The organism is Hyphomicrobium facile (assembly GCF_900116175.1).
In the GTDB taxonomy this organism is placed as follows: domain Bacteria; phylum Pseudomonadota; class Alphaproteobacteria; order Rhizobiales; family Hyphomicrobiaceae; genus Hyphomicrobium_B; species Hyphomicrobium_B facile.
Genome location: NZ_FPCH01000004.1, coordinates 130,204 through 153,018, shown reverse-complemented (window position 1 = coordinate 153,018; position 22,815 = coordinate 130,204). Strand labels below are relative to the sequence as shown.

Here is a 22,815-nt window from a genome sequence, read left to right as displayed (position 1 = left end):
GGACGTTGTTAGCCAGAACCGCAGTTGACCTAGTTGAATCCTAGAGCTTTCCGTCTGTTATCTGCGGTCGCCCGGATAACCCGGTCCGCGATAATGGAGATGAATGCGATGCCGCAGCCGGCGACGAGACCGGCACCGCTGTCAGCGTGGCTCAGCGCAACATAGACGTCGCGGCCGAGATCCTCCGTTCCGACGAGTGCAGTAAGGACCAGCATAGAGATCGCGAGCATAACTGTCTGATTGAGCCCGAGCAGGATCGTAGGAACGGCTAACGGCAGTCTGAGAAACGAGAGGCTTTGTATACGGCTACATCCCATGGCCTTGGAGGCTTCGATGAGCGACGGATCAACGCCCCGTAGTCCGGCGTCTGTGTATCGGATGATCGGCGCAATCGAATAGCACACGACGGCCAGGATTGCCGGTATGTCGCCCACGCGAAAGAGCATGATGACGGGGATCAGGTAGATGAAAGAAGGCAGCGTCTGAAGGATGTCACACAGAATTTGGAGCGGCCGGGAGAAGATCGCGTTCAATCCTCCCAGAATTCCGAGCGGAAAACCTATCAGAAGCGCGAGGATGACGGATATGCTGATCAGATAGCAGGTGATCATCGCAGCATGCCAGAGGCCAGTCACCACAAGAAACATAGAAAGTGCCGCCATCTGCGCGCCGAAGAGGACCGACCGAACCTGGTATCCCACCGCGAATATTGCGGCCACTCCGACTAGCCAGGGAAGGCCCGTGAAAGCATCGCGCACGGGGTTGAGAACCGAGAGATAGAGGAACGACGCCACGCTATCGATAACAGAGAAATAGTTCACGTTGATGTAATCGACGGCCTGGGTGATGTACGGGCCCGTGGTGAGAACGAACGCACGGGGATAGGCCGCTAGCCAGCCGACCCAATTCGCGAGCACGGTCGTAAGCATAAGCATGGTCGCGCCGACGATCAGCAAACTGCGGCCCAGCTGGGCCTCACCCGCTCCGCGCTGAGGCGCTCTAGTGCTCACCTCAGCAATCTCAGCAGAAATCCGATCCAAGAATATTGCCAGGAGAACGATTGCTATGCCGGCCTCGAGGCCCTTGCCTATGCGCAGGCTGCGAAGCGCGCTCAGCACGTCGAACCCCAGCCCACCGGCTCCGATCAGCGACGCGATGATTACCGCGTTGAGGGATAAAACGATGACCTGATTCAAGCCGAGCATCAGCGAGTCTCTCGATGCCGGGATGAGAACGGCCCAGACGAGTTGCTGGCGCGTGAGACCTGCGATCAGTCCGTATTCGGAGATCTCCGTTGGAACGGATTTCATCCCCAGGATCGTCGCTCTAGCCATTGCAGGTACGGCATAGATCGCCGTCGCCAATGCCGCCGAGACCGGCGAAAACCCGAACAGAAAGAGAACCGGAAGCAGGTAGGCGAACACCGGAACTGTCTGCATGAAGTCCAACGCAACCGTGACTGCGACCTCGACCCGCGGAGTTCTGGCGCAGAGAGCTCCAGCGGCAACACCGAGAATGCAGCTCAAGGGTACGGCCATAATGATCGAGCTCAGAGTCATCATGGCTGACTCCCAGAACCCAAATACCGCAAAGTATCCAAAGCTAATCAAAGCGAGGAGTGCGAGACGCCATCGTCCGACCCAGTAGCCAAGACATGTCACGGCGACGATTACGCCGACCCAGGAGACCGCGGCGATCCCCTGGAACCCCTTCCAGAGCGCCATGTTGAGCATGGCCATCGGCCAGTTCGCGATCGCGGCGAACCATCGTGTCATCTCGCGAAAGGTGAAAAGTCCGAAATCGAGATCGTGGACAAGCCAGTCCATGAAAGCGCCGACCCATCGGCTGATCGGCACGACTGCCGATTGAGGATAGATCGAGGCCACCGGAAGAAACGCAGCAACGATCGCGCAAACCGTGAGCAGAGCGATGGGTACGATCGGCAGCGCGCCAAGCTTTCCGATGTGGAAGCTGCTAGTTCGAAGCATGCGCAATCTCGGGAACTCTAGGGAACAGCGCCTTGGACAGAGCGGCGGGACCGATGGATCCGACAATCTTGCCTTGTTCGTCTACAACTGGGATGGGGCTGCCGGATGCGAAAAGGCGTTCGGCTACGGAGCCTATTTTTGACGAAGCTGGAACCGGTGCCGCGCCTGCGGTCGCGGGATCTGCCGGGCCCATGATCGCGCCGACCGAGATCACCGCGTGCCTTGCAACGTCGCTCGTGAACTTTGCGACATATTCCGTTGCAGGGTTGAGAACCAGTTCCTCCGGAGTTCCCGTCTGAATGACCTTGCCGTCGCGCAGGATGGCCATTCTGTCGCTAACGCGGACCGCCTCGGCGAAATCGTGCGTGATGAAAACGACGGTCTTCTTGAGTATAGCCTGAAGCTTCAGAACCTCGTCCTGCATCTCCCGTCGTATCAACGGATCGAGAGCGGAGAAAGGTTCGTCCAGAAGCCAAACCTCGGGATTGCCAGCGAGCGAACGGGCAATGCCGACACGCTGCTGTTGACCGCCGGAAAGTTCCCGCGGATAGCTGCTCTCGCGATTTGAAAGCCCAACCTGTGTGATGAGTTCCCGTGCGTGCTTGCGGCGCGCGTCAAGAGGTACGTGTAGGATCTTCATCGGGAACATGACGTTCTCGAGCACGGTGAGATGCGGAAACAGGGCAAAGTTCTGGAACACCATGCCCATCTTGTCCCGCCGAAGCTCCGCGAGCTCGCGCTCATTGAGGGCCCGAAGGTCGTTTCCCTCGAACAAGAGCTGCCCGATTGTTGGCTCGACTAGGCGGCTCAAGCATCTAAGCAGCGTCGACTTGCCGGAGCCCGACAGGCCCATCACGACAAAGACCTCACCTGGCATGATATCGAGAGAGATATCCTGGAGCGCCGGCACCCAGTGTTGAAGCGCCATCTCCTTCTCGGTCGGCGGTTGGGCAAGCGTCACCCCTGGTGGGACGCCATAGATCTTCCACAAGTTGCGGCAGGATAGCTTGGCCATGGTTTGGTGATCTGATGTTGCCACGGACAAGCCTTTGATTCCCGTTCAAAATATTGCGTGAGCCGAGCGATGCGCGCCGAGGTTCGGTCGATCTCAGAGCAAGGGAGACCGTCGTCGAAGTTCGTCGAGATCGATCTTCCTCGCGCCGGTGGTTTCTCCGTACGCCTCGATCTCGAAGCGCTCTGCGGCCTCGGCTTCGATTGGGAGGTATGCGAACGCGATTGGAAGTTTGAAATCGTATGAAAAGCAGCCGCTGGTGGTGAGGGAGTTCCCGCCATTCCACTTGACCAGCTCTCCTCCGCGCAATGGAAGAGGGCCGTCCGCAACAAAGGCCCAAAGTTTTCGCCCCGAACCTCGCGCCGCTTCGGCGAGGATATTTTCACGTCCGATGCATGCTGCCTTCTCTCCGGCGATGCAATTGCCGAGGCCTGCTTCGTGCGGCGTGGTATCTGAGGTGATGTCGGTTCCCCAGACTAGCGTGCCACGTTCGATCCGCAGGATATCGAGTGCGTGCAATCCACAATCGCGTAGATTGAACGACGCGCCGGTTGTTTGGACCACTGAGTAGACGTGATTTGCGAACTCGGTAGGCACGTGCAGCTCAATGGCCTCGGACGGCTGATAAGAGCTTGGGATAATCCGAACCGGGGCGCTGGCCAAAATGTGCTCGCAGCCTTGAGCGTGAGTTCCTTTCGGCAATCGAAACTCGCGATCAAGCAGCGTGTCGACGAAGTTTTGTGCGCATGCACCAGTCAGAAGCAGAACGGCCCAGGCGGAGGTTACGTCGATCAGATGCACATGTGAGAGATCCAGTGTATGGCGAACGATCCAATCGCGATCGCGCACTCCACTGACGGCCTGAGTTACAACATAGAAGCGATCGTCATTCAGCCTCGTGATTGCCACGTTGGCTTCGATGCCGCCGTTCTCGTTGCAAAACAAAGTTTGGACAGTAGCGCCGTGGGCGACGTCCACGTTCGCCGTTGAGAGCCGCTGAAGCGCTGTTAAAGCGTCTTTACCCATAACCTCAAACTTGGCGAGATGCGTAAGGTCAAACAGCCCGACGGCATCGCGCGCGGCCCGATGCTCTTGCTGCAGGGCGTTGGCATAGGTTTCCTCTCCAACGGCCGTCTCGACCGATCCGTCGCTGTTCTGCGCGAACCACGAAGCGTGTTCCCATCCCGCGGTTACGTCAAATCGAGCTCCCCGATCTTTCAGTGTGCGATACAGCGGGCTCGTGCGCATCGTTCGACAGCTCACCCACTGATATCCGATCCCATAGTGGTTGTGGTAGATCTCGTGTGCTCTCGGATACATGTAAGAGCGGCTGCCCTGCATCGGTCCATAACGACGTATGTCGATCGGCCAGAGATCGAGGGAAGGGGAGCCGCTAGTGATCCATTGGGCCATCGCTTGGCCCAGGCCACCTCCGAGCGCGATCCCGATGCAACAGCCGGCGGCCACGAAGGCGTTGTCCAAATCTGGAATGCGCCCGACGATGGCGTCTCCGTCTGCCGAGAACGGTATCGGCCCATTGACAACCTCCCGGATGCCGAGGTTCTCGATGATGGGGGTCCGTTTGGCTGCGTTCTCGATGTAAGGGGCAATTCTATCAAGATCCGGCGGCAACAGCTCCTGCCCGAAGGACGGGCGGATGCCGCTCTCGTCGAAGCTGACGGGATCGGGCTCCCACGCACCGACAATCAAGCCGTTGGATTCTGGCTTGTAGTAGATGCGCAAATCGGGATCCCGCGCCGACGGCATATTGGCCGTCACTCCGGGAACAGCTTGCGTTATGATGTATTGGTGCTCGATAGCACAGCATGGAAGCTCAACGCCCATCAGCTGACCGAACTCACGAGCCCACATTCCGGTTACGTTGACGAGAACCCCGCACTCGATCTCGCCGATATTTGTCTTCACCGAAGTTATTGTTCTGCCGCTTCGGTTGATGCCGAGTACGCAAACGCCTTCGCGAATCTGGACACCGTTCTTCCGAGCGCCAGTGGCCAGCGCATTCGTGACCATGGAGGGATCGGCAACACCGTCCGAGGGGACATAGAGAGCGCCCTCGAGGTCGTCGATGTTGAGGATTGGTAGAAGGTCTCTGGCGGCCTCGGGAGTGATCAGCTCGGCCTGAACGCCTAGGCCTTTCGCGAATGTCGCGGCACGCCTGTACTCATTCATCCGCGCGGCGCGGGATGCCAAGCGGAGGCTTCCCGTCTGGCGCCAGCCTGTAGCCTGGCCCGTGATCTCTTCGAGTTCCGCGTAGAGCTTGATGCTCGTCTGGACCATTGCGCTGAGCGCGCGCGCGCTTCTCAATTGGCCTACAACGCCCGCCGCATGCCAAGTCGATCCATGGGTCAGGCCATTCTTTTCGATCAGCATCACGTTTTTGGCGCCAGACTTGGCCAAGTGATATGCGATGGAACATCCGATGATCCCGCCACCGACGATTAGAACATCCGCATAAATCTTGCTCAATGACCGCTCCATGAGACGCCGTGATCATGCATTCTGGTCTATACCAATCAGGGCAATCCGTCTAGAGCGTAGTTGCGGGCAAATCGATTTTGGAACTGGTCAGGGCGAGCCCCTGCAATACGTCCGTTGTGAATTCTCGTATGGGAGGGTGCGCGCAAATCGGAGTGCAGAAGGTAATATGCTAGACATGTCGTCGAGCGAATGATCTTAGAACGGGATTCGCGTCCTAACCGGCCACCATTGAGGAACGATTGTGAGAAAGCGCCTAGGCAAGACGGCGTCCCCTCGGGACGATTCCGACAAGCCCATCTACATCCGCGGACGAGATAACTTCGCGGCGAGGATCGCCAGTGGCGAGTTGCCTCCCGATACGCAGCTCCCGTCGGAGCGCGACCTCAGCGAGGAACTCGGCATCAGCCGGATGACCGCCCGTCAAATCTATAAGTCTCTCGAGGAAGGCGGCCTCATCTATCGGACAGTCCGCCAAGGATGGTTCGTGGCACCAACTCGGCTCGAGTATGCGCTCGGTCGATCCGCCAGCTTCTTGCACAAAATCGAGGCGCGCGGCGGGCGACCGAGCGTTGAGGTTCTTGAAGCGAAGGTCATCCGCCCAGACGCCCGGGTGAGAGAAAAACTCCGTGTCCCACTTGGTGCGGAAGTCTACCTAGTCCGCCGATTGATGCGAATAGGGGACGTTCCGGTGATGATCGAGGCTCTGTACGCATCAGCCAAGCGATTTCCGGCGCTGCTCGACAACGAACTCGAGAAATCGATCTCTCGTCTCTGGGCGTTTCGCTACAACGTGAAGATCGCCCGTTCCGAGATCAACTTGAACCTCCAAAACTTTAGTGCAGCCGAAGCGAAACTGCTCGGCGTGTCGGAAGGGAGTTGCGGTGTTGGTATCTCGCACGTTTATTACGATAAGAGATCGGAGCCCATCGCGATGGGTTTTAATGCGTGGCGCGGTGATTTTGCCAACTTCAGCCTGACGGTAAACTACGAATAGTCGGCACTCAGGGCGTCGCAATTTTCGTTTAGCCTCGCCTCAATCCGTGCGGTTCTTCAATCGGTCGGAGACCGCGCTACGCCAGATATCGGCCGTGTCCTGAAGCCGATACCACAGACCGACGACGGGCAAAAACCAAGGATTTCCGCTATACCCTGGATGGATGACGCGGTGGTTGAGATAATCTAGGGAATTTCCCGGCTGCGATTGGCCAAGCATTCTGAGAGCCGTCCGGTGACCGAGATACGTGCCGAGGGCCACACCACGCCCATTGCAAGGCCCCGAGTAGTAGACGCCGTCCGGGCTGACGCCGAAGTGCGGCAGTTGATCCTCAGCGAACGCGACCTTTCCGAACCAGGAGTGTGAAATCCGCACGCCGCGCAGTTCTGGGAAGAAGCTGCACATCATGCGGTGAAGACGTTTGCCGCCGCTCAGTGCGTCGATCTCTAGGAGACTGGCGCGCCCACCGAAGATAAGACGCTGTCCATCGGGAGACATGCGAAAATAGCTGAGCATTCGCCGGGTATCGGAAATGGCGCGCATGCGTGGAATCAGTTTTTTGGCCAGTACGGGATCGAGCGGTTCGGTCGCGATGATATGGCTGGATACCGGAACGACGCGCGAAGCGAACCACTTCATGGATTGCGGCGTATATCCGTTTGTCGCCTGTAGGACCTCTTTTGATCTCACAAGTCGAACTTCCGATTTGCCGGTCTGCGGCGCGATCGTTTCGATCTCGGTCTCGAAGCCATCCGCAGCTCTCCGCACGGCGACGACGCGGCTATATTCGAAGTATTGCACGTCATTCCTGAGGCCAGCGTCGACGAGTGCTTGATGGTAAAGCCCAGGATGGACCTGACCGCCCCGCGCCCTTATCATCCCACCAAAAAAGGTGCTGGTGCCAACTTCACTTTCGACTTGCGAGCGCGCGACGACGGTCGCTTCCCGCAGGCCTGGCGCACGGCGTTTCATGGTCTCGAAGACCGATCGCGTGTGAGCCCCGATGAATGCGCCAGATCTGACGTAATGGGCGGTGTTGCCGATCGTGTTGAGGCGCTCCTCGAAGAAATCAAAGGCGGCTTCTGTCTCGGCTACGATCTTGTCCGCGAGCACATTCCCAAGATCGCCGGCAAGCTCGTCACGCGGTCGCTTGACGCCTGCAAGTACCTGGCCGCCGTTCCGGGTGCTCGCGCCCTCGCCGATGCGGAGTGCATCAACGACGATCACCTTGGCTCCCGTCTGGACCAACGTCAGAGCGGCAGAGGCCCCCGTATATCCACTACCGATAATGAGGACATCCGTTTCGCGAGGGATCTCGACGCCGGACCTGCCGCGGTCCAGCGCCACTGCATCCCACCAGTACGGTTTCATCGCTGTGTTGGAAAAATGCATGTTTGAAGAAAATCTTTCGCGAAACGGGAGGCAACTGCGAACAGTGCCGTTACTAGTCGAGGAAGTTCTTGAAGCGCACGAGCGATGCTTCGAGGCGTTCCCGTGCCATATTCATAAAGCCTCTGTAGGAGGCTTCTTGGTCGGGCAAGATCGTCTGCATGCTCTCGCGAATATCCTCCGCGGTTTTATGCGTGGAATGGTCGACGGCTCCGGCCCAGGTAAACTGGAAACAATAAGTGAGGAGCAGGGAGATCCGGTAGTCCTGCATGGCACGCTCGAACTCGGCAGACGATGCTTGGGCCCCGAGATAGGTTTTGATGGCGTGGTGCTCGATCTCATGCGTCGGCGGGCCGTACGACAGGAAATCTGAAATGTCCGACATTGGATGGCCGACGGCGCCAAAATCCCAGTCGATCAGCCACATCTCGTCGTTCCGATCCAACATCACGTTGACGTGGGCGAGATCATTGTGGGTGAAGCAAGGCGTGAACGGGCGTATTTTGCGCTCGAGCTTTTCGACCAGCGGCAACACTTCAGTTACCGCAGAGGCGTGGGGGCTGTTGTTCTCGACGTTCCATCGGATGAGATTACGGATCACGAGCGGGCGCCAGTGATAGTTGATGGGTGACCGAATGGCGGTGGTACCAGCGTGCAGGATGCCAAGCTTTTCCATGCAGCGTCCGACAATCGTCTTGTCGGTCAGCTCCTGCTCCGTGAGGTTTCGTCCGTCGATGAAGTCGACGACGGTAAGGTGAGGCTCGGAATACCTCACCTTAGGCGTCACGCCGATCTCGGCGGCGGCCCGGGTGCTTGCGAGAACAGATTGTTCGCTGATGCCTTGAACACCAGCGTCAAAAAAGACGCGAGCCACATACTTCGAAGCCCCGTCGTGGACGATCCAATTGCGGTTGATGAGACCTCCGACAAGCCACTCAAGCATCGGCTTAACTGGCGCGCTCCAGATTGGCAGAGATGCGATGTAGGCTTCGCACTGTTCTCGTGACCAATCGCGGCTAATGCTCTCGACATCGGAATGTCTCGCGTGAGTACCGATTCCCATCTCCACGTTCACCCCCCTTGTTGTTATCGACGCGCTAATTCGCTTGCCCGACGCCGGCCCATGGTCTATACCATTGGTCTATACCACGGCGCGATGCCGGTTGGCAACGTCTGACTTCATGACTGTGGGTTCAGGAGCGAAAGGAGTCCCAAAGATGCTCTCGCGCAATTTACTGCTCTCTGTTGGGTTCATTGGTCTGTTCACAGGCACCACGACTGCACGGTCGGATTCATCCGATCCGATATCGATCGCTCTGAACAACTGGAGCAGTCAAAACGTCAGCTCATATATTCTGGGCGGCATCCTTGAGCGCGAGGGCTACAAGGTGAACTATGTGCAGGCGGATGCCATGGCACAGTTCGCCGGATTGGAGACTGGGGACATCACCTTCCAAACCGAGATCTGGCCGACGACGCAGGGCGTCCGCTTTGAGGAGGGATTGAAGAAGGGCGGCCTTATCAACATGGGCAAGCTTGGTATTCGCGCCCAGGAAGAGTGGTGGTATCCGACCTACGTGAAAAAGTTCTGTCCGACGCTTCCCGATTGGCATGCGCTGTTGGAGAAGGATTGTGCCAAGGCCTTCGCGACTGCGCAGACCGGAGATCTCGGCCGCTATCTCGGTGGGCCGGCCGATTGGGAAGGACATGACGAGGATCGGGTCGCCGCACTCGGCCTGCCGTGGAAAGTGATTCACGCGGGCAGCGATGTAGCCCTCTGGGCCGAGGTCGACTCTGCATACAAACGCAAGGCGCCGGTCATGATCTGGGGCTGGTCGCCGCATTGGTGGCCCACGAAATATGAAGGGGAGTTCGTGGAATTCCCGGCCTACAGTGAAGAATGCTACAATGACCCTAAAGTGGGCCCCAACCCGGACGCCAAATACGATTGCGGCAAACCACGCGGCGATGTGGCAAAAGCTGCATGGATCGGCGGCAAGGACAAATGGCCAGGAGCCTACACGCTGCTCCAGAACATGAAGTTCGACGAGAAGTCGTATGGCCACCTAATCGCTAAGATCGACGTTGAAGGGCAGGACGCTAAAGCCGTTGCCAACGAATGGATTGACGCAAACAAACCGGTCTGGGAAGGCTGGAAGTAAGGTGTGAGGCGGCGGGCATGGCTCGCCGCCAACTTTTCATCAGCGTGTAACGTCTACGCCGCCGATTGTTTGTATCGCTGAACGCCCCCGGTTCACTGCCGTCGTGTGGTGAATGTGTGCGACGGCCGCTTGATCCTCGCCGGCAATCCTCAGACTAATGCCCATCCTAAGTCGCGTGCACTGTCACGAGTTTTGGAACGAATCTATGAACAATCATCTGAAGTTCTACATCGACGGGGTTTGGGTCGATCCGGTCGCGCCTCGCACTCTGGACGTCATAAACCCCGCGACTGAAGACCCATTCACGAAGATCTCGCTCGGCTCGGCCGCGGATGTTGACCGCGCAGTCGCGGCGGCTCGTAGGTCGTTCTCCGCGTTCTCGCAGACGAGCAAGGGCGATCGCGTGGCTCTCCTGAGGCGGATCATCAAAGCTTATAGCGACCGTCTCGATGATATTGCTCGCGCAATCTCCGACGAGATGGGAGCACCAATCGGCATGGCGCGCGACAGCCAGGCGGCGGCCGGCCTCGCTCAACTCGTGTCGACGCTCACCGCGCTTGAAAGCTATGAGTTTGAGGAGCAGCGCGGCAACACACGCATCGTGTTCGAGGGCGTCGGCGTGGCTGGACTAATCACGCCTTGGAACTGGCCGATGAACCAGATCGCCTGCAAAGTCGGTCCGGCAATCGCCGCGGGCTGTACGATGGTGCTCAAGCCAAGCGAGATTGCGCCGGTGAGTGCAATCCTCTTTTCAGAGGTGATGCACGCAGCGGGCGTACCGGGCGGCGTCTATAATATGATCAATGGAGATGGGCTGACGGTCGGGCAAGCCATGTCCACCCATTTAGGCATAGACATGATCTCTTTCACGGGTTCGACCCGCGCTGGAGTTCTGGTGACCAAGTTGGCGGCCGACACAGTGAAGCGGGTTGCACTGGAGCTTGGGGGAAAGTCTCCCAACATTATTCTGCCGGATGCCGATCTTGCGTTTGCGGTCAAGAAAGGCGTGCAAAGCTGCTTCGGTAATTCCGGCCAATCCTGCAACGCGCCGACTCGCATGCTGGTACCGCGCGAATTGCACGCTGAGGCGTTGTCCGTGGCGAAGGGGACGGCCGACAGCATCGAGGTCGGCGATCCGAAGTCCAATGGGATCGACCTGGGCCCTGTCTCGAGCAAGATTCAGTTCGAAAAGATTCAGCGGCTTATCGAAAGCGGCATCCAAGAAGGTGCGACGCTCGTCGCCGGTGGCCCCGGACGCCCGCAAGGCCTGAACCGCGGCTACTACGTGCGCCCCACCGTGTTCGGTAACGTGCGTCCGGACATGACGATCGCGCGCGAGGAGATCTTCGGTCCGGTGCTGTCCATCATGCCTTATGACAGTGAGGAACAGGCCATAGAGATCGCGAACGATACGCCCTACGGCCTCTCCGCCAACGTCCAATCTGCGGATCTGGAGCGTGCTCGCAGAGTTGCCCGTCGGATCCGTGCGGGGAACGTGAAGATCAATTATCCATCGTCGGATATGTCCGCGCCTTTTGGTGGGTTCAAGCAATCGGGGAACGGGCGGGAATGCGGTGAATGGGGAATCCACGACTTTCTGGAAGTGAAAGCCGTCATCGGTTACGGTTCAGCGTGACCGAGAGGAAAACTCGGATCGATCTGACTGCCCTCCACACTTGAATTGGCGACACATGTTTGCCTGGGCCGGCGTAGATAGCGTACCCGCGCGCCGGAAGCACTTTGACGATCGGAGTCCGCTTTGGGTCAGTTGCGGCTATCGCCGTCGCTTCTATGATGACAGCTCGCCACCTCAATGCGGACATTCCGCGCACAACTATCGACTGATCGGAACGATCATCGTCCGAGGTCTGCTTTTGGGATACAGCGACCCAACGGCTGTCCAGGCATTGCCGGAAAACAGACGCTCGCCGACAGATGGGACGTGTGGTTTATGCGTCGATCGGGTGCGTCGCTCACCATTTAGCGTACAAGGCGATTTCGACCGCTCCGGGTCACTTGTCGACATGCTACCTCGCGTGATAGCAGCGCGGGGCTATTCTTTCGCTATGACCACAGGCCACGTCTTCATTGCGAGCAGTCTCGGCGGGTTCATTGCGCGTCTCGGTGGCGACATTGACTGGCTGGAAGGCCTTCCAACCGAAGGCGAGGACCACGGCTTCCAGAAATTCATGTCAAGCGTGGATGGCGTCATCACGGGGGGCGAACCTACGAAAAGGCTCTGTCGTTTGGGAAGTGGCCTTATCAGAAGCCCGCCCGTGATGGTCCTGAGCAATTTCACGCAAATGCTGCGAGCTCAGCCTTTGGCCCAAAGAATTCGAAATGTTGCTGCGCGTGCGGCACATTCCACGCGTTCAGAAGGCGATGCATTTTGGCGAGGAAAGGCGTCGGGCCGCAATAATAATACTCTGCGTCGCGATTGCTGATCATCGTCTCGATCAGCTTTGCATCGATGAAGCCTTTGCTGGTTGCAATGCCATCGCTGCCGAGGGGCCTTTGCGGATCGAGATAGCGAAAGTGCGCATGCAAGTTGTTGTGCTGTGCCTTGAGTTCTTCGACGGTCGCTTTGAAAGCCTGCACTTCTTCGTTCTGGCAACCGTGAATAAAGGCAACTTCGCGCTTCGGAAACCTATCCAGAGCAGTTTGCAGCATGCTCATCAACGGCGTAATTCCGATACCTCCTGCGATGAGGACCAACGGCCGCTCGTTCTCATCGTCCTGATGCAGAAAGAATTCGCCGCACGGAGGAGCCACTTCCAATATCGCGCCGACAGCCAGAGAGTCGTGCAATAGATTCGAGACATAGCCTGCCGGTGCTGTTCCGCCGACGCCGTCTTCTCGCTTCACGCTGATGCGCAGCCAATCCGAATTAGGTTTGGCGGAGAGGCTATACTGACGCATAGTCGTCTGCCAGTCAGCGGTATGCACGCGAATGGTGATATATTGGCCGGGCTTGAAGGTTGGCAGCGGACCTTTGTCTTCGGGAGTCAGATAGAACGATGTTACGATGCTGCTTTCCTGCTCTTTCTTCGATACGATGAAGCGGCGGAACCCTTGCCAGCCTCCCGGAACCGATGCGGCCTCGCTATATATTTGGGCCTCGCGGTTGATGAGAATATCGGCCAAAAACCCGTAAGCTTCGCCCCACGCGGCGACGATTTCCTCAGTCGCGGCGCTGCCCAGTACTTCGCGAATTGAAGCCAAGAGATTCTCGCCGACAATGGGATAGTGCTCGGGCTTGATCTGCAACGACGCATGCTTCTGCGCGATAAGCTCCACCGCCTCTTTTAGCTGGCCGAGATTGTCGATGTTTGCTGCATACGCGCAAATCGCAGATGCCAACGCGGCTTGCTGCTTACCTGCCGTCTGGTTCGTACGGTTGAAATAGGGAAGCACCTCCGGATTGTGGGAAAACATGCGGTTGTAGAAGTGTCGCGTCAACGTATTGCCGTGCTCTTGAAGAACAGGAGCAGTTGCCTTGACGATTTGGATGGTCTTCTGACTTAGCATGGTGCTTCCCTCCGATGCGTGCGGCCAAGAATTTTTCCTGGTGCCAAGTTCAACGGCAAAAGATATATTTTTTATATATCTTTTAGGTCAAGGGAGCTGGAACGGCCAAATTGCCGCGCATGCGATAGGCTGTTTGAACCGCCAGGGAAGCGCCAGCGTGACGTGGTCGGCCGTTGTGCGACGCGCCTACGCAAGTTGCGAAGCGGATCGACAAAATATAGCTTCGAGGTACTTTAATATTCGCGCGAGGCTCGGGTGTAGCGATGCAGTTGACGGACTTTACCGATTACAGCCTGCGCGTTCTTCTTTATGCAGCGAGCCAAGGCGACCGCCGGATTACCATTGAAGAGACCGCCGGCATCTATGGTATTTCTCGCGCCCACTTGATGAAGGTCGTAAACCAACTCACGAGTAGTGGCTTTCTCACCTCTGTCCGCGGCCGTTTGGGTGGTGTCGTTCTGGCCAAGCCGCCGGAAAAAATCCGTCTTGGAGACGTCATTCGCGCAACCGAACCCGATTTCGCGCTGGTTGAATGCTTCGGCGCCGAAAATCATTGCGCGATTACACCACGCTGTAAATTGCGTGGCGTGCTCAACGAGGCCCGAGCCGGATTTCTCGCCACGCTGGATCGTTATACTCTCGCCGATATAGCACTTAAGCCACGGGATTTCCCTCCCAGGCCAGGCGGTTAGGAAAGTGACGGATGATTCATGGAGGATATGCCATTCGGAGAGGAGCTAAATTCAAACCGCAAAAAAGGGCTCCGCCGTATCAAAAGGTCCTGGTGGCGTTAGCCCGCAATTCTTCTTCGCGCGAACCACGTTTGTCTCCAAAGAAGGCCGTTCGGCGTTCGCCGTGTGTACTTGCTTGAGAGCCGATCAAGTCCTTCCAGGAAACGTACCCGACAAGATGACCATTTTGTTTGTCAACAACCGACATATGGGCGACGTTCGCGGAGTTCATTCGCTCGACGACAGCGTCGAGATGGTCGTCAGGATAGGCGATTGTTGGCTTGGTTCCATCGAGAAGCTGAGCGAGTGTGGCCGTACGTGAATGTCTTTCACGGCGCCAACGGATGATTGCGGGGGGATCGATTATCCCGAGAACACGTGTTTGTCTGTCGACAACTGGAAACGTAGGATGCGTCGTTGACGGATCGACGAGGAGTGCCGCCGCCTCGCGCAAGGTCATTGAGCCCGGCACCATCTGAACGCTTTGCGTCATCACATCCGCGACGCGAGTCATGGCAAACGGGCTAACATGATATTCGCAGACAATATGGTGTCCCCGCCGCGCCAGCCGTTCCGTCAAGATGGAGCGGCGCGTTGTGAGGATCGCGACGCAATAGGCCGTAACGCAAGCCACCATCGCGGGCAGGAAGCAGTTCATTGCGCCAGTCAGTTCGACTGCAAAGAATGTTGCAGTGAGCGGGACGCGCATCGTCCCGCTCATCATCGCGGCCATGACCAGAAACGGCCAGAACCCCGCGCTCACTGTTGGCATTATGGCTGTTAGAACCATACCTGTAGCGCCACCGATAATGAGGAGAGGGGCGAGGACGCCTCCGGATGTGCCCGAGCCGAGAGCGATTCCCCAGATCGTCATTTTGACGAGCATCAGAGATAAGGCACTCCCGGTGGAGAGATCGCCTCTGAGAAGATGCTCGATATTGTCGTAGCCGACGCTTAGGGCGCGCGGGTCAATCATGCCTCCGAGGCCGACAAATGCCCCGCCGATCATCGGCCACCACATCCAGTGGATTGGTAGCTTGGAAAATAGATCCTCTGTCGTGTAGACGAGCTTCGTGAGGCACCCCGAGAGCAGACCCGCGATCACTCCTGCTGTTACCCAGCCCAACAGTCCCGTGATCGAAATCTGCACATCAGCCCAAAAGGGAAACAAGGTCGACGGCATGTGAAGATACGTTCGCTCGACCGCGGCCACCGCTGCGGCCACGGCCACAGGAATGAAGCTTCGCGGCGCCCACTCAAAAAGCAGAAGTTCGACGGCCAGCATCACCGCGGCAATGGGAGTACCGAAGACCGTTGTCATCCCGGCAGCCGCACCCGCGACCAGGAGCGTCTTTCGTTCGTTGTCGCTGACAGGGAGCATCTGAGCGATGAGCGAGCCAAGCGCGCCGCCCGTCATAATGATCGGTCCTTCGGCGCCGAAAGGGCCGCCAGTACCAATCGAGATCGCCGACGAAATAGGCTTCAGGACAGCAACCTTCGGACTGACGCGTGAGCGGCCCAAAAGGATGGCTTCCAACGCCTCCGGAATTCCGTGGCCGCGAATTTTCTCGCTGCCATAGCGCGCCATGAAGCCGATGATCAGCGCGCCCGCCATAGGGATCAAGATCGAGCCCCAACCAAGCGGAATCTGACCGATCGTATGGGGCGTAAAGGACCATTCGCCGAAATAGGCGATGTTCGTGCATAGGCGAATGAGGGCGAGTAAGGCGACACCAGCGGCAACGCTGACCGACGCGATGAAGACGGCGATGAACGCGACGAAAAGCACGCGCGGGTTCGTGGTAAAATCGCCGAGGGTGCGATCGATCTCTACGGGCTTCATTCCGTCCCTGCTTTGGCGGCTGATGCAACTGCTGGAAGCTCAACGGCGACCTAAATATCGTATTGCGATATAAATGCAAGCAGGCCATGGGGCCGCGACGAACGACGCGGCTGCGGTGCTCAAGACTTCTCGTTCGCGCCGTTGACCAATGAGATGTGCGATCTATTGTCCGCGCGAAGCGTCAGAATGTGAATGAAGGGAGTGGCAGTGGACAAGCGCCACCCAGAGGCTCGTCCTTCTCCGACCCGTAGAGGTGCGGCGAAGCGCAGCGCGGTCACAAAGGCAAACTACGAGGCGCTTGCGGAATTCCGCTATGCGCTTCGCAAGTTTCAAGCTTTCAGCGAGGAAGCGGCGGCTCGATCAGGCATCACGCCGCAACAGCATCAAGCGCTTCTCTCGATCAAAGGCGCTCCCGAGAAGGACTGGCTTAGCATCAGCCAAATTGCGGAGCGCTTGCTCGTTCGTCATCATACGGCGGTCGGGCTCGTCGACCGGCTGGTGAGCCTCGGACTCGTGGTCAGGAAAACCGATCCAGCCGACGGGCGCCGGATACAGGTTCACATCACGAAAGAGGGCGAAGAAACGTTGGCCGCGCTTTCCGTCAATCACCTTGAAGAATTGAAAGGCATACGTCCTACTCTGCGCAAATTACTCGAGCAGTTCGAACGCGAGCACGGGTCGTAACGATGCGGGCGCCATCCGGCCCATGCTTCTTTGCATAGTTGACCGGGCGCATAAATCATGTAGGCGGATTAGTCTCGCACATGGATGAAGATATGCCAGCGGGGCAGAAGCCACTTTCCATTCTGGTCATCGACGAGAACCAGCTCCGTGCTTCCGTAATTGAAGCGGGGCTGCGCGAAGCTGGCGACGACGACCTGACGATTGTCCACGATGTCATCGGTATTGCCCGGCGCATCGAGGAGATTCAGCCGGACGTCATCATGATCAATCTCGAAAACCCGAACCGGGACATGCTCGAGCACATGTTCCAGCTTTCGCGCGCCGTTAAGCGCCCGATCGCGATGTTCGTCGACCGGTCGGACAGCGCTTCGATCGAGGCGGCGGTTGAAGCCGGCGTCTCGGCCTATGTCGTCGACGGCCTAAAACGAGAGCGCGTCAAGCCTGTCCTCGACATGGCGATCAGCCGTTTCAACGCTTTCTCGCGCATGTCGCGAGAGCTCGATGAGGCGCGCTCCGAACTCGAAAAGCGCAAGCTCGTGGAACGTGCCAAAGGCATTTTGATGTCGACGCGCGGCTTGTCGGAGCAGCAGGCGTACGTGCTGTTGCGCAAGACGGCCATGAGCCAGAACCGGAAGATCTCGGAAATTGCCGAAAGCCTGATCACAGCAGCCGGGCTCCTCGCACCACCCAACGAGGAGGAGTGAATATGGCTATATCGCACCAGATCACTGCGGGCTTCATGCCTCTTCTCGATAGTGCGGTGCTCGTCACGGCGAAAGAAATGGGGTTCGCCGAGGCTGAGGGCATCGACCTCATGTTGGTACGCGAGATGTCATGGGCCAACATCCGTGATCGCCTTGCCGTTGGACACTTCCAGGTCGCGCACATGCTGGCGCCCATGCCGATTGCCTGCAATCTCGGCCTGACGCCACTTGCCGTTCCGACGATCGTTCCGATGGCGCTCGGCCTGGGCGGAAATGCGGTCACCGTTTCGAATGCCGTCTGGGACGCCATGTCGGCGCACGGAGCAGAAGCGAACTTCGATCCCGCAACGGCGGGACAAGCTCTGAAAAAGGTCGTTCTCGAACGCGTCGTGGGGATCAAGCCGCAGTTGCGATTCGCAGTTGTTCATCCGTACTCGGGCCACAACTACGAGCTTCGCTATTGGCTGGCGGCCTGCGGGATCGATCCGTTGCGCGATATCGAGATCGTCATCGTTCCGCCGCCGCTGATGGTCGACGCATTGGCGAGTGGAACCATCGATGGCTATTGCGTTGGCGAGCCGTGGAACACCGCCGCAGCTCTTCTTGGCCGCGGCCACATCGCGACTGTGAAAGCCGCTATATGGCGATCGAGCCCTGAGAAGGTTCTCGGTGCGGATGCGCACTGGGCAGAGGAAAATCCGGAAGCGCTAACCGCATTGTTGCGGGCCCTTGGCAACGCCGCGAAATGGTGTGGAGATTCGCACAATCACGACGACCTCGCGCGGATTCTGGCGGAGAAGCTGTATGTCGCGCAGCCTGTAGGATGGATGTTGCCAGCGCTTCGCAGCCAGTTGCCGATCGGCAAGGAGCGCACGGCAGATGTTTCTGATTTCTTCGTGACGTTCGCAAAGGCCGCGACCTTCCCCTGGAAGAGCCACGCGCTTTGGTTCTATTCGCAGATGGTCCGTTGGGGCCAAGTGCAGCACACCGCCAAAAACGCGCAAGTCGCGCGCGAGACATATCGGCCGGATCTCTATCGGGCGGCGTTGAAGCCCTTAGGCATCGCGCTTCCCGTTGCGAATGCCAAGGTCGAGGGCGCCTTAACCGCTGCGACTCCGGTTGGCTCATCCGGGGCAAGTCTCGTGCTTGGACCCGACGGATTTTTCGATGGCGGCCTGTTCGATCCCGACAAGCTCGACGCCTACATCGCGAGCCAGAAGCAGTAAAAGAAGCGATCTGCGTCAGAAGTGCACTGCACAAATTTTGCGCGGACGAGGCGCTAAGGTGCTGAATGTTTGGACTTGCGAAGCATCGCAGGACGCCATTATCCCTTGTTGCATGAACCGAGTTGAAGGTTTCAACTCGCCTTAACAGCGGGATTTCCGCTGTTAAGGATTCATCAGCGTCCAATGGCGGACGCTCCAGGCAAAGCTGCCGATCAAGCATTCTCACCCAGTTTCGACGGGTGCGAGCGCTTGGCCGGCAGCTTTTTTGTTTTCCGCGCTACGACCGGGAGCAATTCATGCGCGCACAGGAAAACTCCGTCTTGACGGTTTCCACTGCCGAAGGGCGAGTCCTTTGGGTGTCGACCATCGCCTTCACGATCTGTTTCGCGGTTTGGACGATCTTTGCAATCATCGGCATTCGCATCAAGGCGCAGCTCGGTTTGAGCGAAACCGAATTCGGACTGCTTGCGGGAACGCCGATTTTGACAGGCTCTCTCGCCCGCGTTTTTCTTGGCATCTGGACGGATCGCTACGGCGGCCGTCTGATCTTCACACTCAACATGTTGGCGGCGAGCGTTGCAACGGCCCTTCTCGTCTTTGCCCAGACCTATCCTGAAATGCTGTTGGCGGCGCTGGGCGTCGGATTGGCCGGCGGCTCTTTCGCCGTCGGCATTGCCTATGTCTCGCGGTTCTATCAGAAAGGACAGCAAGGCACCGTACTCGGCATCTTCGGTGCAGGGAATGTCGGTTCTGCCGTCACGAAATTTCTCGCGCCGTTCGTGCTGGTCGCATGGGGATGGCACGCCGTCGCGCTCATCTGGGCCGCCGTGTTGGCGGTCATGGCGATCGTCTTCTGGTTCACGACGACCGACGATCCTATCACGGCAGAGCGGCGCCGCACAGGCGATGCGCCCAAGGCCTACGCGATGGAACTTGCGCCGCTGAAGGACATTCGCGTCTGGCGCTTTTCTTTCTATTATTTCTTCACGTTCGGCGCCTTCGTCGCGCTTGCGCTGTGGCTGCCGCGTTATCTGATCGGCGTCTACGGTTTCGACATCGAAACAGCCGGCATGATTGCTGCGGCCTATTCGATCCCGGCGAGCATTTTCCGCGCTTATGGAGGCGTTCTGTCGGATCGGATCGGTGCGCGCGCCGTCATGTATTGGTGCTTCGGTGTCTCGGCCATCGCGACGCTCGCCCTGTCGTTGCCACCAACCGACTACGTGATGCACGGAACGAATGGCCCGATCGCCAGGCATTTCGAGATCAGTCCGCTGGTGTTCGTCGGCATCGCATTTGTGCTCGGCTTTTTCATGAGCATCGGCAAAGCCGCCGTCTATAAGCATGTCGCGACGTATTGCCCGGACAACGTCGGTTCCGTCGGCGGTCTCGTCGGCATGATCGGCGGTCTAGGCGGCTTTGTCCTGCCGATCGCGTTCGGCTTCCTCAATCAGGTGACGGGACTCTGGACGAGCTGCTTCATGCTGCTGTTCGCGATTGTCATGACGCTTCTCGTCTGGATGCACCTTTCCATCCGGCGGATGGAGAAAAGTTCTGCGAAATCATCTGCCGCTCGCAAATCTCTCATCCCGATGGGAGGTCAGGCATGAAACTTGTCATCATCGGCAACGGCATGGCGCCGGGCCGCATGCTCGAGCATCTGCTTGAAAGCGCACCAGGCCGCTACGACGTTACGATTTTCAACGCTGAGCCGCGCGTCAATTACGATCGCATCATGCTCTCTCCCGTTCTGTCGGGCGAGAAAAACTACGAACAGATCATCATTCACGGCGACGGCTGGTACATCAAGAACGGCATCACGCTCTACAAGGGGCATAAGATCGTCGCGATCGATCGCGAGGCGAAGACCGTGACGTCCGATCACGGCGTCGTCCAGCCCTACGACAAGCTCGTTATCGCCACGGGTTCGGTGCCGTTCATTCTGCCGGTGCCGGGCAACACTCTCGCCGGGGTCCTGAGCTACCGTGATCTAGACGACGTCAACGCGATGCTGCTTGCGGCGCAATCCCGTGCCAAAGCCGTTGTCATCGGTGGCGGTCTGCTTGGGCTCGAAGCTGCCGCTGGTCTCGAAGCCCAGGGCATGGACGTCACCGTCCTGCATTTGATGCCGACGTTGATGGAGCGGCAACTCGACCCTGCCGCCGGATATTTGCTGCAACGGGCCATCGAAGATCGCGGCATCAAAGTCATCTGCAAAGCCAACACGAAGGCAATATTAGGAGAAAAGAAGGTCGAAGGCGTCGAGCTTGGCGACGGCCGGATCATTCCCGCGACGCTCGTCGTCATGGCGGCCGGCATTAAGCCGAATGCGGGCTTGGCAAAAGAAGCGGGGCTGGCGACGAACAGGGGCATCGTCGTAGATAACGGGATGCATACCTCGGATCCGGATATTTACGCACTTGGCGAGTGCGCGGAAGTCGGTGGGCATGTCTACGGTCTCGTCGCGCCGCTTTACGAAATGGCGCGCGTCGCGGCGGAGCATCTTGTCGATGAGGCAAGCACAGCAGCTTTCGTGCATAGCGACACGCCGACGAAACTGAAGGTCACCGGCATCGAGCTCTTTTCCCTCGGCGACTTCGCAGACGGCGAAGATCGCCACGAGATCGTTCTTCGCGACGCTTCGGCGGGCATCTACAAGCGCGTTGTTCTGAAAGATAACCGCATCATCGGTACGGTCCTCTACGGGGAAACAGCCGATGGAGCGTGGTTCAATGACCTGAAGAAAAGGCAGGTCGATATCACCGACATGCGCGACACCCTGATCTTCGGTCAAGCCTATCAGGGAGGTGCTCCCCTAGACCCTATGGCGGCCGTTGCAGCCTTGCCCGATGACGCAGAGATCTGCGGCTGCAACGGCGTTTGCAAGGGGAAGATCGTCGGCGCCATCCAAGAGAAAAACCTGACGTCCCTGGACGACGTTCGGGCACACACGAAGGCCTCTGCGTCTTGCGGATCGTGCACGGGCCTTGTCGAACAGCTGATGTCTATAACGCTCGGAGATGCCTACAACCCGGCAGCCGTCCAGCCGATGTGTGGATGCACGACGTTTGGCCATGATGACGTGCGTCGCTTGATCAAAGCCAAAAGCCTCAAGAACATCTACGCCGTCATGCAGGAGCTTGAATGGACCACCTCGTGTGGGTGCGCGAAGTGCCGTCCGGCATTGAATTACTATCTCATTTGTGATTGGCCCGGCGAATATGCCGACGATTATCAATCGCGCTTCATCAACGAGCGCGTTCACGCGAACATCCAGAAGGACGGCACCTATTCCGTTGTACCGCGTATGTGGGGTGGCGTGACGAGCGCCAAAGAGCTGCGCGCCATCGCCGATGTGGTCGACAAATTCAACATTCCAACCGTGAAGGTGACGGGTGGCCAGCGCATCGACATGCTCGGCATCAGGAAGGAAGATTTGCCCGCTGTCTGGGCCGATCTCGGCAAAGCCGGCTTCGTCTCCGGTCATGCTTACGCCAAGGGGCTGCGCACCGTGAAAACGTGCGTCGGAACCGATTGGTGTCGCTTCGGCACGCAGGACTCGACGGGTCTCGGAATTCGTATCGAGAAGTTCATGTGGGGCTCATGGACGCCCGCCAAGGTCAAGATGGCGGTCTCAGGATGTCCGCGAAACTGTGCCGAAGCCACATGTAAGGATGTCGGCGTCATTTGCGTTGATTCCGGCTACGAGATTCATTTTGCGGGCGCCGCCGGTCTCGACATCAAGGGCACCGAGGTGCTCGGCCTCGTCAAGACAGAGGATGAAGCACTCGAAGTCATCGTCGCGCTCGTCCAGATGTATCGCGAGCAAGCGCGCTATTTGGAACGCATCTACAAATGGGCGAAGCGCGTGACGATCGATGAAGTCCGCCGCCAGATTCTCGACGATCTCGACAAGCGTAACGGTTACTACGACCGCTTCGTCTATTCGCAGAAATTCGCGCAGGTCGATCCCTGGTCCGAGCGCGTTTCCGGCCTTCACAAGCATGAATTCAGGCCGATGGCGACGATCGGCACGGCTGATGCGGCGGAGTGAC

The 22,815-nt window shown here is 58.2% G+C and carries 16 protein-coding genes; 9 read left to right on the top strand and 7 right to left on the bottom strand.

The window, feature by feature from the left end; genetic code table 11:
* Positions 1–29 precede the first annotated feature (29 nt).
* The 3 genes from BM399_RS18700 to BM399_RS18690 form a co-directional block, all read right to left on the bottom strand.
* Positions 30–1,988 (bottom strand): ABC transporter permease, encoded by a 1,959-nt coding sequence (locus BM399_RS18700; protein ID WP_092869312.1) that lies wholly within the window; start codon positions 1,986–1,988, stop codon positions 30–32.
* On the bottom strand, positions 1,975–3,003 hold the full coding sequence (locus tag BM399_RS18695) for an ATP-binding cassette domain-containing protein (protein ID WP_092869311.1): 1,029 nt from the start codon (positions 3,001–3,003) through the stop codon (positions 1,975–1,977). The genes BM399_RS18700 and BM399_RS18695 overlap by 14 nt, the downstream gene beginning before the upstream one ends.
* A gap of 93 nt (positions 3,004–3,096) precedes the next feature.
* Positions 3,097–5,487 carry a GcvT family protein gene (locus BM399_RS18690; protein ID WP_177228220.1) on the bottom strand — a complete coding sequence of 797 codons (2,391 nt, stop codon included), beginning with the start codon at positions 5,485–5,487 and terminating at the stop codon, positions 3,097–3,099.
* 253 nt (positions 5,488–5,740) lie between these two features.
* Between BM399_RS18690 and BM399_RS18685 the strand changes: the two genes are divergently transcribed.
* Positions 5,741–6,493, top strand: coding sequence for a GntR family transcriptional regulator (locus BM399_RS18685; protein WP_092869309.1), 753 nt, complete (start codon positions 5,741–5,743; stop codon positions 6,491–6,493).
* Positions 6,494–6,532: 39 nt separating this feature from the next.
* Here BM399_RS18685 and BM399_RS18680 read toward each other — a convergent pair whose 3' ends face one another.
* Positions 6,533–7,885, bottom strand: a complete 1,353-nt coding sequence (locus BM399_RS18680; protein WP_092869308.1) for an NAD(P)/FAD-dependent oxidoreductase — start codon at positions 7,883–7,885, stop codon at positions 6,533–6,535.
* 52 nt (positions 7,886–7,937) lie between these two features.
* Positions 7,938–8,945 carry a phosphotransferase gene (locus tag BM399_RS18675; protein ID WP_092869307.1) on the bottom strand — a complete coding sequence of 336 codons (1,008 nt, stop codon included), beginning with the start codon at positions 8,943–8,945 and terminating at the stop codon, positions 7,938–7,940.
* Positions 8,946–9,099: 154 nt separating this feature from the next.
* Between BM399_RS18675 and BM399_RS18670 the strand changes: the two genes are divergently transcribed.
* Positions 9,100–10,044 carry an ABC transporter substrate-binding protein gene (locus tag BM399_RS18670; protein ID WP_092869306.1) on the top strand — a complete coding sequence of 315 codons (945 nt, stop codon included), beginning with the start codon at positions 9,100–9,102 and terminating at the stop codon, positions 10,042–10,044.
* Between the two features lie 205 nt (positions 10,045–10,249).
* Positions 10,250–11,680 carry an aldehyde dehydrogenase family protein gene (locus BM399_RS18665; protein WP_092869305.1) on the top strand — a complete coding sequence of 477 codons (1,431 nt, stop codon included), beginning with the start codon at positions 10,250–10,252 and terminating at the stop codon, positions 11,678–11,680.
* A gap of 659 nt (positions 11,681–12,339) precedes the next feature.
* On the opposite strand, the gene hmpA is transcribed toward BM399_RS18665, so the two are convergent.
* On the bottom strand, positions 12,340–13,572 hold the full coding sequence (gene hmpA, locus BM399_RS18660) for an NO-inducible flavohemoprotein (protein WP_092869304.1): 1,233 nt from the start codon (positions 13,570–13,572) through the stop codon (positions 12,340–12,342).
* A 263-nt stretch (positions 13,573–13,835) separates the two neighbouring features.
* On the opposite strand from hmpA, the gene BM399_RS18655 reads away from it, so the two are divergent.
* Positions 13,836–14,264: an RrF2 family transcriptional regulator gene (locus BM399_RS18655; protein ID WP_092869303.1), complete on the top strand. Its 429-nt coding sequence runs from the start codon at positions 13,836–13,838 to the stop codon at positions 14,262–14,264.
* 79 nt (positions 14,265–14,343) lie between these two features.
* Here the strand turns inward: BM399_RS18655 and BM399_RS18650 are convergent, their stop codons facing one another.
* Positions 14,344–16,146 carry a chloride channel protein gene (locus BM399_RS18650; RefSeq protein WP_092869302.1) on the bottom strand — a complete coding sequence of 601 codons (1,803 nt, stop codon included), beginning with the start codon at positions 16,144–16,146 and terminating at the stop codon, positions 14,344–14,346.
* Between the two features lie 207 nt (positions 16,147–16,353).
* Between BM399_RS18650 and BM399_RS18645 the strand changes: the two genes are divergently transcribed.
* The 5 genes from BM399_RS18645 (at position 16,354) to nirB (ending at position 22,814) form a co-directional block, all read left to right on the top strand.
* A complete protein-coding gene (locus BM399_RS18645; protein ID WP_244531367.1) occupies positions 16,354–16,830 on the top strand; it encodes a MarR family winged helix-turn-helix transcriptional regulator in 477 nt (158 codons plus the stop codon).
* An 80-nt stretch (positions 16,831–16,910) separates the two neighbouring features.
* Positions 16,911–17,534 carry an ANTAR domain-containing response regulator gene (locus BM399_RS18640; RefSeq protein WP_244531366.1) on the top strand — a complete coding sequence of 208 codons (624 nt, stop codon included), beginning with the start codon at positions 16,911–16,913 and terminating at the stop codon, positions 17,532–17,534.
* A 2-nt stretch (positions 17,535–17,536) separates the two neighbouring features.
* Entirely contained in the window at positions 17,537–18,760 is a 1,224-nt protein-coding gene (locus BM399_RS18635; protein WP_092869300.1) for a CmpA/NrtA family ABC transporter substrate-binding protein, read from the top strand.
* A gap of 296 nt (positions 18,761–19,056) precedes the next feature.
* Positions 19,057–20,370, top strand: a complete 1,314-nt coding sequence (locus BM399_RS18630) for an MFS transporter (RefSeq protein WP_092869463.1) — start codon at positions 19,057–19,059, stop codon at positions 20,368–20,370.
* Positions 20,367–22,814: a nitrite reductase large subunit NirB gene (gene nirB, locus BM399_RS18625; protein ID WP_092869299.1), complete on the top strand. Its 2,448-nt coding sequence runs from the start codon at positions 20,367–20,369 to the stop codon at positions 22,812–22,814. The genes BM399_RS18630 and nirB overlap by 4 nt, the downstream gene beginning before the upstream one ends.
* Position 22,815: the final 1 nt, after the last annotated feature.